General features: G+C 71.4%; 11 protein-coding genes. 4 read left to right on the plus strand and 7 right to left on the minus strand.

The features are described 5' to 3' along the window. The first annotated feature begins 214 nt into the window (after positions 1 to 214). The 3 genes from ACWGIF_RS17595 (at position 215) to ACWGIF_RS17605 (ending at position 5,292) form a co-directional block, all read left to right on the plus strand. Positions 215 to 517 (plus strand): Tn3 family transposase, encoded by a 303-nt coding sequence (locus ACWGIF_RS17595; RefSeq protein ID WP_453497913.1) that lies wholly within the window; start codon positions 215 to 217, stop codon positions 515 to 517. A gap of 261 nt (positions 518 to 778) precedes the next feature. After that, positions 779 to 1,141 carry a CU044_2847 family protein gene (locus ACWGIF_RS17600; RefSeq protein WP_453497916.1) on the plus strand — a complete coding sequence of 121 codons (363 nt, stop codon included), beginning with the start codon at positions 779 to 781 and terminating at the stop codon, positions 1,139 to 1,141. A gap of 5 nt (positions 1,142 to 1,146) precedes the next feature. Next, positions 1,147 to 5,292 (plus strand): nSTAND1 domain-containing NTPase, encoded by a 4,146-nt coding sequence (locus ACWGIF_RS17605; protein ID WP_453497919.1) that lies wholly within the window; start codon positions 1,147 to 1,149, stop codon positions 5,290 to 5,292. A gap of 139 nt (positions 5,293 to 5,431) precedes the next feature. Here the strand turns inward: ACWGIF_RS17605 and ACWGIF_RS17610 are convergent, their stop codons facing one another. The 6 genes from ACWGIF_RS17610 to ACWGIF_RS17635 all read right to left on the minus strand — a co-directional run bounded on the left by ACWGIF_RS17610 (position 5,432) and on the right by ACWGIF_RS17635 (position 10,787). Next, entirely contained in the window at positions 5,432 to 6,025 is a 594-nt protein-coding gene (locus tag ACWGIF_RS17610; protein WP_453497922.1) for a 2'-5' RNA ligase family protein, read from the minus strand. Between the two features lie 298 nt (positions 6,026 to 6,323). Continuing rightward, positions 6,324 to 6,863, minus strand: coding sequence for a hypothetical protein (locus ACWGIF_RS17615; RefSeq protein ID WP_453497925.1), 540 nt, complete (start codon positions 6,861 to 6,863; stop codon positions 6,324 to 6,326). Positions 6,864 to 7,097: 234 nt separating this feature from the next. Next, complete coding sequence (locus ACWGIF_RS17620; RefSeq protein WP_453497928.1) at positions 7,098 to 7,880, minus strand: class E sortase; 783 nt, start codon at positions 7,878 to 7,880, stop codon at positions 7,098 to 7,100. 415 nt (positions 7,881 to 8,295) lie between these two features. Continuing rightward, positions 8,296 to 8,526, minus strand: coding sequence for a response regulator transcription factor (locus ACWGIF_RS17625; RefSeq protein ID WP_453497931.1), 231 nt, complete (start codon positions 8,524 to 8,526; stop codon positions 8,296 to 8,298). 176 nt (positions 8,527 to 8,702) lie between these two features. After that, positions 8,703 to 9,458 carry a crotonase/enoyl-CoA hydratase family protein gene (locus ACWGIF_RS17630; RefSeq protein WP_453498063.1) on the minus strand — a complete coding sequence of 252 codons (756 nt, stop codon included), beginning with the start codon at positions 9,456 to 9,458 and terminating at the stop codon, positions 8,703 to 8,705. Positions 9,459 to 9,830: 372 nt separating this feature from the next. Continuing rightward, a complete protein-coding gene (locus ACWGIF_RS17635) occupies positions 9,831 to 10,787 on the minus strand; it encodes an alpha/beta fold hydrolase (RefSeq protein ID WP_453497934.1) in 957 nt (318 codons plus the stop codon). Positions 10,788 to 10,912: 125 nt separating this feature from the next. Here ACWGIF_RS17635 and ACWGIF_RS17640 point away from each other — a divergent pair, with 125 nt between their 5' ends. After that, positions 10,913 to 11,539 (plus strand): TetR/AcrR family transcriptional regulator, encoded by a 627-nt coding sequence (locus ACWGIF_RS17640; RefSeq protein ID WP_453497936.1) that lies wholly within the window; start codon positions 10,913 to 10,915, stop codon positions 11,537 to 11,539. Positions 11,540 to 11,615: 76 nt separating this feature from the next. Here ACWGIF_RS17640 and ligA read toward each other — a convergent pair whose 3' ends face one another. After that, positions 11,616 to 13,685, minus strand: a complete 2,070-nt coding sequence (ligA, locus tag ACWGIF_RS17645) for an NAD-dependent DNA ligase LigA (protein WP_453497939.1) — start codon at positions 13,683 to 13,685, stop codon at positions 11,616 to 11,618. Positions 13,686 to 13,904 lie beyond the last annotated feature (219 nt).

Raw genomic sequence — 13,904 nt, forward strand, 5'->3', positions numbered from 1 at the left:
CGCGTCTTTTGTTTATACCACACACCCCCCCGGGGTACTTTGCGCCGCGGCCCACTGCGGGGGGGGTCCCCCGGCCACCCCCCGGGGCCACGCCATGCCCATGCCGTGCAGAAGGACAGCCGAAGGCTACTCGCGGCAATTCCCATCCTCGCCACGTCGGTGCTGCTGACCAGTTGCTCCTCATACGCCCCAGTGCAGGCATCGGCATGGCAACGTGACTATTGCGTCAAGCCGACCGCCTGACAGAGCGCCAGAGACGTCCGCCCTCCACTTGCTCCAGCCCGCCCTGGTCCACGTCAACACGCTGGGGCTGCAGCAGGTCCTCGCCGATCCGAAGGGGCCGACACCCTACGCCGACTGGCGGGCGCTGTCCCCGCTGCTCTGGACGCGTGGGAACCCCTACGGCCTGTTCGAGCTGGACATGAACAGCCGCCTCGACCTGGTCCTGACCGCCCGGGCGGCGACGGTAACCGACCCGCGCATCCCACACGGCGAAACCACTGCGGCCTCCACGTGACCGGCCCGGACGTACGGTGGAGGCATGATCGGCGGGTACGCCGCTGCGCGCGCTGCTGGAAGCCGTTGAGCCGATCCGTGCGTCTCCGTACCCGCCGCTCGCGCCCTCTCACGGTCGTACTTCGCCGCTCACCTGCCGAGGTGAACGGCGGTACACGTCAGGAGGGAACTCTCATATGGACCGCTCGGGGTGCGGCACAGGTCCCCGCGGTGAAGCCTGGTGGCGTTCCTATGGCGAGCCGGATCGAGAGGCGGGCGAGACGTGGCGACACCCGTGACGCGGATTCCGCTGGACGGCGGTGGCTTCATTCTGGTCGAGGAACCGGGCGCCGTGTGGCGGGAGGGGCCGGTGAAGGCCGGCCGCATCGGCGATGCCGTGCGCGAACTGCCGGTGACGCTGGAAGCCGCGCTGGCGCCGGTCACGGCCGTCGCACGCGCCGCCCTCGACCAGCTGCGCAAGGCGGGCCCCGACCAGATCGCCGTCGAGTTCGGCATCGACCTCGCGTTCGAAGCCGGGGCCGTGATCACGAAGAGCCAGGCCGGCTGCCATCTGAAGGTGACCGTGTCCTGGAACGGCGACGGCGGCGGCCCCGCCCGCCGAGGCGCAGAGGCCGCGGGGAGCTGATCCGGATGACCGGCACAGGGCAGGACACCAGCGGCGGCACCTCCGCGGATCTGGTCGCGGCGGTCGCGCAGATCCTCACCCCGGACGGGACGGTGGCCGGGGCGGGCTTCCTGGTCGCCGAGACCGTGGTGGTCACGTGTGCGCACGTCGTCGAGGCGGCCGGGAGCGGCCCGGGCGGCGCGGTCCTGCTGGCCTTCCCGCGCGTCGAAGGCGCGGAACGCGTGCAGGGGCAGGTGTCGGCCGAGCTGTGGCGCGGAGCCGAGCGCGAGGACGTGGCGTTCATCCGGCTCGGCAGCACGCCGACCGGTGCACGGCCGCTCCCGCTCGGTTCCGCGGACGGGTGCCGGGGGCATGAGGTGCGCTCGTACGGGTTTCCCGCGCAGGCCCCACCGGAAGGGCACTACGGATCCGGCGTCGCCAGCGATGTGCTCCCGGCCACGGACGGCCGGAGCGCCCTCCTGCAGCTGACCGACGCCAACGACCTGACCACTGGCTTCAGCGGCGGGCCCGTACTGGACGAGATGACCGGCCTGGTCGTCGGCATGCTGACCGAGATCACCGCGCCCGACCGGTTGGAACGGGGCCAGAACATCGCGTACGTCACGCCGACGCAGGTACTGCGGGAGGTGCTGCCGAAGCTGGCGGAGCAGGCGGTGTGCCCGTATCGGGACCTGGAGCCGTTCAAGGAGGAGCACGCCCGATGGTTCCAGGGCCGGGAGGACGCAGTCCGGCAGGTCGTGGCCAACCTGGCGCGCCAGCAGCGGCTGACGCTGCTGCTCGGCCCGTCGGGATCGGGGAAGTCATCGCTGATGCAGGCGGGGGTACTGCGTGCGCTGGCAGAGGGAGAGGTGCCGGGCGGTGACCGCTGGCTGACCGTGCTCGCGCGGCCGCGGCAGGATCTGACAGCGGAGATCGAACGGGCAGGGCTGCCCGGCGCAGGCACCGATGGGATCGGTGCGGCCGTCTCCCAACGGCTCCTGGCCGAACCGGGCCACCAGCGCATCTTGCTGGTCATCGACCAGTTCGAGGAGCTCTTCACCCATGCGGCCGATGGCCACGGGACGGTCGACGGCCGACGGATCAACCCCTCCGCCGTCGCGGACCAGATCGTCGAAGCGGTCGACTCGCATACCGGACTCAGCGTGATCCTGGTCATGCGCGACGACTTCTATCCCCAGCTGGCCGCTCTCGCCCCCGGTCTGCTGGCAGCGGCGACGCCGGGACTCCTCAACGTTCCAGGCACCTTGAGCGACCGGGACCTGCACGACATCATCGCCCTCCCCGCCGGGGACGTGGGCCTTCGGTTTCAGCCCGGGCTGCCGGAGCGGATCGTCTCCGACGTCCTCGCGGTCACCCCCGAGGAAGCGTCCGCCCGACAGGCACCCGCGACCGTGCTCCCCCTGCTGGAGCTGACCCTCAGCCAACTGTGGCGCCAGCGGAAGGACGGATACCTCACCCACGAGGCCTACCGTCGGATCGGAGCGGTCAGCGGCAGCCTGACGACCTGGTGCGACAGCGCCCTCGACGAGTTGTCACCCGCTCAACGGCCCATCGCCCGCCGTATCCTGACCTCCCTGGTACACCCCGCCGACCCCAGCCGTCGTATCCCGGCCGTCCGCGCCCAGGTCCCCTTGAGTGAACTGCGCGAGCTGGCCGTTGAACCCGACGAGACACCGGGCACTGACGTCGACAGCGTCATCGCCACGCTCACGCGCCACCGGATCATCATCACCCAGACACTGCGCGACCCGCGAAAAGCGGACGCACCTCCTGGCGAACCGGTGGCCGAACTGATCCACGACGCGCTCATCCGTGACTGGGGCACACTGCGCGAATGGGCGGCGCAGGACCGCCGCTTCCACGAGTGGCTCGACGCCACGAAAAAGCGGCAGGCCCGCTGGGCAGAGACGGCCGACCAGGGCGACCTGCTCGGCGGCACGGCACTGGCGGAAGGTCTCGAACTGGCGCAGAAACACCGCCTCCCCGGCGACATCGCGGCTTTCCTCACCGCCAGCCGAGACCGCCAACGGGCCGTCATCCGACGCAGCCGACGGCTCAACACGATCCTGGCCGCGTTGCTCGCTCTCGCTCTCATCGCCGGGGTCGGCGTCCTATGGCAGTGGCGGTCAGCGGTGACCGCACGTGAGGCAGCCCAGTCCCGTCAGCTCGCGGCCCAGTCCAACACCCTCATCACCTCGAACCCCGAGCTGGCCTCGCTCCTGGCCATCCAGGCGTACCGCGCGAGCCACACGCCCGAAGCGCAGGAGAGCCTGAGCAACGCCGCGGCTCTGCCACTGCACCGGCGTCTGTCGGGCCATGGCAGCGGCGTATACGCGGTGGCGTTCAGCCCGGACGGACACACCCTCGCGAGCGGAAGCGCAGACGGCACCGCACGGCTGTGGGACACGGCTACGGGGAAGGCCGGCATCCCACTCGACCACGTTTCCGTGGCCGTGGTTTCACTGGTTTTCAGCCCCGACGGCAGCGTCCTCGCCACCGGCAGCAACGAAGGGCCGGTGCGGCTGTGGAACGTGGCCACCGGCAAGCCCCTCGCCACGTTGACGGGGCATAGCAGCCAGGTGAATGCAGTGGCGTTCAGCCCCGACGGAAAGACGCTCGCCACCGGCAGCAACGACGCGACCGTGCGGCTGTGGGACGTTGCCGCCCGAAAGCCCCGCATCACCCTGCGTGAGCACACCGACATCGTGCACGCGGTGTCGTTCAGCCCCGACGGCCGCACGCTTGCCAGCGGCGGTGGCTCGACCGTGCGCATCTCGGACGTCGACAGCGGAGCGGCCCTCAGGACGCTGCCCGAGGGGGAAGGCCTCGTGGGCTCGGTGCTGTTCAGTCCCGACGGCCGCACCCTCGTCACCGAAAACGGCGACGGGTCGGTAGGGCTGTGGGACGTCGACACCTGGAAAACGCGCACCACGCTGTACGGCGATGGCAACCCCATCCACTCCATGGCGTACAGCCCTGACGGAACCATGCTCGTCATCGGAAGTGTCGATCACGGCGTGAAGATCTGGGACGTGGCCACGGGAGCGGTCCGCGCCACCCTCCTCGGGCACACCAACGAGGTGGAATCGGTGGCGTTCAGCCCCGACGGACGCACCGTCGCTTCCGGCAGTGTCGACTACAGCGTGCGCTTGTGGGATGTGGCAGACCGCAGCGTCTTGGCGGGGCACACCGGCGCGGTGCTGGCAGTGGCGTTCCGTCCCCACAGCAGTCTCCTGGCCACCGGCGAAGCCCTGGGGGCGGTCAAGCTGTGGGACGTGGTCTCCGGCAAGCCACACAGCACCCTCAACCACCGCGGCGCGGTGCTTTCGGCGGCCTTCACTTCCGACGGAGGCACCCTCGCCACCAGTCGCTGGGACAGCGAGGTACAGCTGTGGGACGTGGCCGGCGGCAAGGTCCGCAGCACCATCGCCGTCCCCGCGGACAAGGTGGACGCGGTGGCGTTCAGCCCTGACGGAAAGACCCTGGCGACCGGCGCGGACGACGGAGCGACAGCGCTGTGGAACGTGAAGACCGGGAAGGTCCAGACCGTCATGGGTGAGCACACCGCCTTCGTGGGTTCTCTGGCGTTCAGCCCCGACGGCCGCACCCTTGCCACCGGAAGCGGCGACCGTACGGCGCGCGTGTGGGACGTGGCCGCCGGCGAAACCCGCACCGCCCTCACCGGCCACACTGACGGGGTGACATCAGTGGCTTTCAGTCCGGACGGACGGACCGTCGCCACCGGCAGTTACGACCGCACCGTGCGGCTGTGGGACGCGGCAACGGGCAAGACGCGTCGCACACTGATCGGCCACACCAGCGACGTCAACGCGGTGGCGTTCAGCCCCGACGGCCGCACCATCGCCAGCGGAAGCACAGACGGCACCGTGCGGCTGTGGGACGTCGAGTCCGCCAAGACCCGCACCACACTGCTCGGGCACTCCGACAGGGTGGCGTCGTTGGCGTTCAGCCCCGACGGACGCACCGTCGCCTCCGGCAGCGACGACATGACGGCGCGGCTGTGGAAAGTCGCGCTCCCCGCGCCCGCCGCAGCCGTCAAGAAGATCTGCCAGTCCGTCAACCGCGACCTCACCCCGGACGAACGGACGGCGTACCTGCGGGGCCAAGCGGTCGGCCCCGTGTGCCCCTGAGCCGCGGGGTGCGCAGGGTGGTTCCACCGGGCGCGGTGCGGCCCACGGCCAGAGCCGCGACGGCGTGGCCCCCTGCCCCCGGCGCCCGCGCCGGCCCTGTCGGGCCGCCCGGTGAGGCGCCGCGCCGGACCCGGAGGCGTCACTTCGCACGGGGGACATCGGTGTGGCCGGGGCCGTGTGAGGTGTCGGAGTCGGCGTGCCAGTGCAGTTCGCCCGTGCCCAGGCTGATCGTCACACGGGGTTGCATGGGCTCCTCGTCGCGCCGGGAGAGCACCGCGACCTCGTGGACCTGCGCCGACAGGCTGCCGAGGCGGGCGCCGCACTCCGCGGCCAGGCGCCGCGGGTCGTGGGTACGTCCGAGCGACAGGTGCGGCGTGAACGACGGGAACCGGCCGCGGCATCGGGGGAAGGGCTCCACCAGGGCCCCCTGGAGGGCCGTCCACGGGGACAGGCCGGCCGCGGCGGGGTCCAGCCACACGGTGGCGTAGCTGCGGTGGCGGAAGGCACGCACTCCGCTGAGGCGGGCGGAGAAGGGCTCGATGCCGGCGGCAGCGGCGGCCAGCAGCGGGGCCGCGCCGGCGAAGTCGGCCTCCGGGACGAAGCCGAAGATCAGGTTCACATGCGGAGGCCAGCGGCGGATCTGGGGGTCGTGCTCGGCACGGATGCTCTGGATGGGAGGCCACAGTCCGGCCGGAGGCAGCCATACGACGGCGGTCCGAGGTGTGGGAGCCACCTCGAAGAACCGTGGGACGCCGGCTCCTCCACCGGCGGCCGGACACACCCTCATATGGTCATCATGCCCGTGCAGACCGTCGGACGGCAGCGCCGGGGCCGACCGGTGCTGCTGCACCGCGTTCGGTCGGCCGCCTCCCGGGATGGGACGCGCAGGGTCCGGAGCAGGCCCTGGAGCTCAGGCCCGCCCCGCCCTGCATGCGGTGATCTGCCCATCACGCGGATCCCTGGGGCGCCGGCGGGCGTGCGCGCCGTCGGCAGGTGCCCGGGAGGCGGCCGTGGTGAGCAGGTCCGCCGGATCAGCGGAACAGCATGGGCGCGTCCCCGGCCGGGGTGGCGACCGAGCCCGGACACAGGAAGCTGCCCGAGGTCTTGGCGGCGGTGAAGGCCCGGTTGACGTACTTCCTGCTTGCCCCGTCGCGGTCCCACACGATGTTCGTCGCCTTGTATCGGCAGGAGATGAAGCTCTGCCTGCCGGTGATGTCGATCAGATCGGTCCGCGCCGTGCCGGCGGCGTCGTCGAAGGTGAAGGCAGGGTTGTTGTTGAGGCTGGCGGCGATGCCGCCGCCACAGGCCAGGTTGCCTCCCGGCGCGTTGATCGTGGTGCGGTCGACGGTGAGGGGGGCGGGGGCAGCGGCGCTGGTGCTCGCGTTGGTCCAGCTGCAGCTGTTGCCGGCGACCACGATCACGCCGTCGACCTTCTGGTCGGCAGCCGAGGCGCCGGGGCTGTGGGCGAGGGCGGTGCCGGTACCGGTGAAGGCCGCCGCGACGACCAGTGTCGCGATCCCGGTGAGGCGGGCGATGCGGGTGCCGCGGGTCCTGTGCACGATGTGCTTCATGAATCGCTCCTCCATGCCACGTGCTGGTGGGGGTGGGCGAGGCGCTGGGCCTCTCAGAGGGTGCGGAGTGCGTGCCGGGAGAGTCCCACAGGGACCTTGAAGTGTCAGGAGCATGCCAGGCCTGAGCCGAGAATTGGCTGGAATTACCGGTCGGTACGCGTAGCGGCCGGGAGCCCACCAGCCAGGCGGCGGCTGGCCGAGCCGGGCGCCGGCGCGATCCCCACGGTCCGTGCGTCAGTGGGCGGACTCGGCGACGGAGGTCTTGCGCAGGACGCCGACCTTGTCGATGCGATGCTCGGGGTTGCCCTGGACATCGCTCCAGAAGTTGCCCTCGGCGTGGTCCTCCGGTGTGGCGCAGGTGGAGATCGTGATCATGGCCTGGCTCGGGGCCGCCCCGGGCTTTCCGGGCACCGCCGCGCGCTGTTCGCTCAGCGAGCGCTCCGACCGGAAGGACGTCTTACGGGTTGCGACGATCTCGTAGGTGTACTCGACCCCGCCCACGGTCACCAGGACCGTGTCGCCCTTGTCCACCGCGGGCAGGTCGCGCAGCGGACCTCCTGCCGACAGACGGTGCGCGGTGATCAGGAAATTGCCCACCTGACCGGGTCCGACCCCGCCTCGCTGCCCGTACGGGCTGGCCGCCAGGCCGCGGTCCTGGATGCGGGTCCCCGGCACGTCGTCGGTGGTGCCCTCGTACGGCTCCACGCGCAGCCCGGAGATGCCCACGGAGGGTATGGACAGCATCGAGGCCTGGGTCCGGACGTCGGCGTCCGGGGCGGCGGACGCCGACGCGGCGGGAGCGGTGGGGGCGGTGGGGGCTGCGGGGGAAGGTTCCCGGGTGGGTGTGGGCTCCGCAGAGACCGCAGGCGGGGCGGCGGCAGAAGAGGCGGGTACCGGCGCCGACTGCGGCCGGGCCGCAGCGCCGGCGGCTACCGAGGGGGCGCACGCCACCAGCAGGGCGGTCACGGCGCCGGCCAGTACGGCGGGCAGGGCGCGGGACGGGAACGGCAGAGACATGGGCGTTTTCCGTGTCGGTCGGTCGTCCGGGTCGTGCGGCAGGCGGGTGACCCGATTCACCGGTCAGGGTGACATACGGAGCAAGAGGAGCATAAGGGTCCAGGCCTGTGACCTCCCTCCCGCGCCCGGGCGTTCTGCCGGTTGTACTCGCCCTCCCACTCCCCCCTCCTCACCCTCCGGCAACGCCGGGGTGCGGGGGGCGGCTACAGCCGTCAGGCTCGATCGGCGGGAGCGCACGGCAGGCGGGCGGCGGGCGAGCGCTCGCGAGGCTTCCCGGCCGGCTTCGCCGGCGGCCTAAGGGAAGAACAGGCCGAGTTCGCTCAGTGCGGCGGGAATCAGCTCACCAAAGCTGCTGTTCAGCCACCCGCCCCTATGGGCGGGTGGAAACGCGGTGCGAACGCTCTGCGACCGACTGTCACAGTCCGAGGGTCATGGCCAGTCGGGTGAGCTCGGCGGTGGTGTGGACGTTCAGCTTGGCGCGGATGCGGCGGAGGTAGGCGTCGACGGTGTGCTTGGAGAGTCCCATGTGGCGGGCCGTCTGCAGGTAGGTGCGGCCGGCGGCGATGTGGCGCAGGGCCTCCTGCTCACGCGGGGCCAGGGTGGCTGCGGGGGCCTGGGTGTGCGGCGTGGTGAGGGTGAGGCTCATGGGATTTGCTCCGCCGGATCGGCTCGGTAATCGCTGCTCACGCCTTCGGAAGCAGAGGGCTGAATGCCCTGGTTTGTTCCTATATGAAGAGCCTGGCCGAGTGACTTCGCGAGCGTGTCCGCCGACTGTCACAGGCGTGTGACAGGCCACGCCGCATCGTGCGCGCACCGGTGGGCTCAGCCGGTGAAGGAGCCGTGGCGGCCGGCTCCGTCCGCGAACCGGTCGGCGCCGGCCTGGGTCTCCCCCGCGGTGAGCGGAACGAGGCCGTGCCGATACTCGGCGGCCAGGGCCTCCCGCTCGCCCAGACCGTGCTGTTCCCGTACGGAGAGCCGGTCGGATCGCAGGCACAGCTGCGGGAACCCGGCGATCTCGAGGGCGAGGCGCTCGGCCGCCCTGCGGGCTTCCCCGGGCGGCACCAGGCGGTTGACGAGGCCGATCTTGTACGCCTCGGAGGCGGTCACGGGGCGTCCGGTGAGGATCAGGTCCATCGCGCGGCTCTCGCCGATCAGGCGCGGCAGCCGCACCGTACCTCCGTCGATCAGCGGCACGCCCCAGCGGCGGCAGAACACGCCGAACGTGGCGTCTTCCTCGGCCACCCTCAGATCGCACCAGAGGGCCAGCTCGAGTCCGCCCGCCACCGCGTGGCCGCTGACCGCGGCGATCACCGGTTTGGTCAGGCTCATCCGCGTGGGGCCCATCGGCCCGTCGCCCTCGGCGAGCACCTGGTTGCCACGGTCGGTGCCGACGGCCTTGAGGTCCGCACCCGCGCAGAACGTACCGCCCTCCCCCCACAACACGGCCACGGACGCGTCCTCGTCCTCCTCGAATCTGCGGAACGCCTCGGCGAGTCGGGCCGCCGTCGGGCCATCGACCGCGTTGCGGACCGAGGGGCGGCTCAGGATCACCGTACGGACGGGGCCATCCCGTTCGATCCGGACGACAGACGGGTCGGCAGGCGTCGTCCGGGGTGTTCCGGCGTGCTTCGTCCCGGGTGTTTCAGAGGCCTTGGCCACAGCGGAACTCCAGGGTCCAGTGGTGCGGTCGGATGCGTAGGAGGCACGAACGACCACCACTCTGCAGGAATTGCAGAGGCGGCACGAGAGGCGAAGCGGACACGCCGGGGGCGTGGACGCGAGGGCGCGCCAGCTGTGGTGCTCGCCTTGGAAGACTCCGTCGGGCAGCCGGAAGGCCCATACCTCTGCCCGACACCGCTCCCCCCTCCTGCCCCCTCCATGCGATGCGATGCGATGCGATGGGATGCGATGCGGAACAGCGCCTTGTCGGTGCCTTCGGCCCTACGGGGTCTACGCGTCGACAGGGCCGCGGGCTGTGGCGGGGTCGAGGGAGTCGACGTCCTCCATGAAGCTCAGCATCCGGGCGTTGACCAGGTCGGGGTGATCGATCTGCGGTCCGTGGCCGGTCGCGGCGACGATCTCGGCGCGGGCCCCCGGGATCAGGCGCGGCACGCGGTCCAGCTGCCGCTTCGGGTGCACGAGCAGGCTGCGCTTGCCCATGATCAGGTAGAACGGCGTCCGGATGGAGCCCAGTTCCCCGTCGGACAGCGGCAGCGGGGCGGGGCGGCGAATCCGGAACGCCCGGACGCTCGCCTGGATCATCGCGCGGAGCTCGGGGACGACGATGACCGGCTGCTCCAGCCAGGAGGCGAGGCGCGGGCGCAGCGCCTTGGGGGCGTAGGTGGCGAAGAGGCTGGCGAAGATCCAGACGAAGAAGCGCAGGCCCACCTTCTCCAGGCCGCCCGGGTCGAGGGCGGTGACCGAAGCGAGCCGACCGGGCCGCCGGTGCACCTGGTTGATGACCAGCCAGCCGCCGTAGGAGGAGCCGACGAGGTGGACCCGGTCCAGGCCGAGGGCGTCGAGGGCCTCGTCCATCCACTGGGCCGCACGCTCCGGCTGCCACATGGGCTCGCTCTGGACGCTGCGGCCGGGGTCGCCGGGGGTGTCGAGGGCATAGACGGGGCGTTCGGCGCTGAGCGCGCGGGTGTTGGGATACCACTGGGCGGAGCAGCCGCCCGAACCGTGGATCAGGACGATGGGGGTGCGGGCTTCGGCGGCCGGGTCGGTGGGGCCGTACCGGTAGACGTGCGTGGTGCCGAAGCTGGTCTCGACGTCCCTTTCGGCGCGGGCGGGCGCCCCCTTCGCGTAGAGCGCGTCGCAGGCGGCGAAGTACCGGTCGCGCAGGGCGTCGTTCACGTAGCGGCCGATGTCTCGGCGCGCGCGGGTTCGGGTCGTGTTCTCGGGCACGGGCACCTCCGGGAAGATCCGTTTTTCGTAATACGAACGTACCATATAGATGGTACGGCGGTACCATGAAGAGGTCCGGCGAGCCCGGACAGCGAACACCCCACCGACGGGCGGAGACACGACACATGCCGAAGCGCGTGGACCACGAGGAGCGGCGAACCCAGATCGCCGAGGCGCTCGTCCGGGTCGCCGGACGGCGCGGACTGCACGCCGTGGGCATGCGCGACGTGGCCGCCGAGGCCGGAGTGTCGCTCCGGCTCGTGCAGTACTACTTCCAGACCAAGGAGAAGCTGCTCTTCTACGGTCTCCAGCACCTGACCGACCGCTTCACGGCACGGGTGGGCGCCCGCCTCGCCGCCGCCGGCCGGAACCCCGGCCCACGCGCGACGATCGAGGCACTGCTCCTGGCCTCCCTCCCCACCGATGAGGAGAGCCGGACCTTCCACCTCCTCTACAGCTCCTACTCCATCCTGTCGGTGACCGACGAGGCTCTGGCCGCCCAACCCTTCATCGACAACCCGGACGCCGCGGAGAACGCCCTGGCCGGCCTCCTCCAGCAGGCGCAGGAAGCCGGTCTGGCCGACCCCCGCACCGACGCGCGCACGGAGGCGATCAGCCTGCTCGCCATGACGGCGACCATGGGCACCAGCATCCTCGTGGGCCAGCGGGGGCCCGAGTCCGCCGTCGCGGTACTCCACCACCACCTCGACCGGATCTTCACCCCCACCGAGCCCTCCACACCGCCCGCCTGACCAGTGCGACGTGAGGGTCAGCGGCCGGCCGTGCCCGGCGGCCCGCCCGCTGCGGCCGGTGAGGTGGCGGCCGCGGTCAGGCCAGGTAGTCGGTGACGAGTTCGGCGAAGGCCTCCGGGGTGAGGACCGTGACACCCAGGTCCGTGGCCTTCACGGCCTTGGAGCTCGGCTTCCCGCTCGGGGACGGCGCGCAGACCAGGTAGGTGGTCTTGGAGTTGACACTGCCGCCCGCCCGGCCGCCGGCCTTCTCGATCAGCGCGTTCATCTCCGAGCGCCCCATGTGCTCCAGCGGGCCGCTCATCTTGCCGGTGACCACGACGGTGTTGCCCGCCAGTGGGCCTTCGCCCACTGCCTGAGGCTGCTGCGGCTCCTGCATGTTGACCCCCGCCGCGATCAGCTTGTCGATGACCTGGGACAGGGAGGCGAGCTGTTCGACGATGACGGGGGCCTTCTCCCCGCCGATGCCGTCGACTTCCTGCATCTGCGATGCGTCAGCCTGCCGGATGGCATCCATCGTGCCGAAGTGCGCGGCGATGCGGCGGGACATACTGCGACCGGTGCCGAGCACGCCCAGAGCGCAGAAGACGCGGCTGAGCGGACGGGCCTTGGCGGCCGCTATCTGCTCGGCCAGCCTCGCCCCGCGCTTGGCACTGCCGGAGGCGGTGGTGAGCTGCTCCTCGGTGAGGGTGAAAAGGTCGGCGACGTCGGTGACGTCACCTGACTCGATCAGGGCCTTGACGTACGTCTTGCCCAGGCCGTCGATGTCGAGCATGTCGCGTCCGGAGGCGTACTCGATCAGGGCGGGCAGCGCGCACGCCGTTCCCTTCGCGCAGCGCCAGCGCTCCTGGTCCTTGTTGATCTCTCCGCCGCAGTGGGGGCATGCGGTGGGCAGCGGCACCTCCGGTGCGCCGTCCGGACGGCGTTCGACGACGGCCGCCTGGACGCGGGGGATGATGTCGCCCGCCTTGTAGACCGTCACGGTGTCGCCGAGGTGGAGGTCCCGGCGGCGGATGTCTGCGGGATTGTGCAGGGTGGCGCGCGTGACCGTGGATCCGTCGATGTCCACCGGCTCGAGGATGGCCGTCGGCGCCAGGACGCCGGTACGGCCGACGTCCCAGACCACGTCCTTCAGCACGGTCTGCCGCTCGACGGCCGGAAGCTTGAAGGCGATCGCCCAGTACGGGAATCTGCTGCCGAATCCGGCCGCCGCCTGCTCGGCCGCGTCGTTCGCCTTGATCACGACGCCGTCGATACCGAACGGCAGGGCGGGGCGCAGTGCGGCGATCTCATCGACCTTCTGCTGCGCCTCGGCGAGGGTCGCGACCACGTGCAGACCGGCGGGTGTGGCGGCCGTGGTCTGCACCCCGGCCTCGGCGACGGCGGCCAGGGCCTCGGCGTGCGTGGCCCCGGAGGGCGCGACGGCGGCGCCGTCCAGCTCGACCGCTCCGTACGCCCAGAACGTCATCGCGAGCCGGTACGGACGGTCCTTCGCGCGCAACGTGCCGGCCGTGCCGTTGCGCGGGTTCGCGAAGACCTGCGCGCCGTGTGCGGTGCGGACCTCGTTCGCGGTCTCGAACTGCGCTTGCGTGAACAGGACCTCACCGCGCACCTCGAACGTGGCCGGCACGGGCAGTTGCTCGGGCAGGCCCTCGATGGTGCCGATGACGTGGCTGACGTCCTCGCCGTGAGTGCCGTTGCCGCGGGTGATGATCTGCTCCAGCCGCCCGGAACGGTAGCGGGCGGCGACGGCCGCTCCGTCCATCTTCGGCTCGACCGTGAAGCCGCCCGTGGGCGCGTGGCCCAGGCGGCGCTCGAGGGAGGCTCCCCACGAGGCGAGACCGGCCGGGTCGAAGACGTTGTCGAGGCTGAGCAGTCGGGTGGTGTGCGCTATGTCGCCGACCGGGGCGGCGCCGTCCCCGACCAGGCCGGTCGGGGAGTCCTGTGCGACCTCGTCGGGGTGCACGGCCTCCCAGGCGAGCACGGACAGGCGCAGCCGGTCGTAACCGGCGTCGTCCAGCGAGCTGTTCTCGCCGCCGTAGTACGCCTGCGAGGCCTCGCGCAACTGCTGGAGCGCGGCATTGTATGCGGCACGGCTGGACAGGGCGGGCAGGCTGGACAGCGCCTCATCGGCGGGGGTGATCGTCATGAGAACGATCCTCTCCCATGGGTCTGACAACGCCCGGCCGCCGGTTCGGGACCGCCCGCCGTCCGGGGCCGGGTCCGGCGCTGTTCGCGCAGGCCAAGGCCTCGTTGCGGACGGACGACCGCCCCTGCGGGTGCGAGCTTCGGCCGGATGGGGGAAGCTGGGCATGGTCTCAGCGCCGACGGTGGGACCGACAGCCTAGGAGGGCCTCGTGAAAGCATC

The sequence above is a fragment of the Streptomyces sp. NPDC054849 genome, assembly GCF_053610945.1.

What these genes read in the sequence shown, in the direction of transcription:
- ligA (WP_453497939.1), bottom strand. Translation starts at nt 13,685, where the DNA reads ATGACGATCACCCCCGCCGATGAGGCGCTGTCCAGCCTGCCCGCCCTG.
- ACWGIF_RS17640 (WP_453497936.1), top strand. Translation starts at nt 10,913, where the DNA reads ATGCCGAAGCGCGTGGACCACGAGGAGCGGCGAACCCAGATCGCCGAG.
- ACWGIF_RS17620 (WP_453497928.1), bottom strand. Translation starts at nt 7,880, where the DNA reads ATGTCTCTGCCGTTCCCGTCCCGCGCCCTGCCCGCCGTACTGGCCGGC.
- ACWGIF_RS17615 (WP_453497925.1), bottom strand. Translation starts at nt 6,863, where the DNA reads ATGAAGCACATCGTGCACAGGACCCGCGGCACCCGCATCGCCCGCCTC.
- ACWGIF_RS17605 (WP_453497919.1), top strand. Translation starts at nt 1,147, where the DNA reads ATGACCGGCACAGGGCAGGACACCAGCGGCGGCACCTCCGCGGATCTG.
- ACWGIF_RS17625 (WP_453497931.1), bottom strand. Translation starts at nt 8,526, where the DNA reads ATGAGCCTCACCCTCACCACGCCGCACACCCAGGCCCCCGCAGCCACC.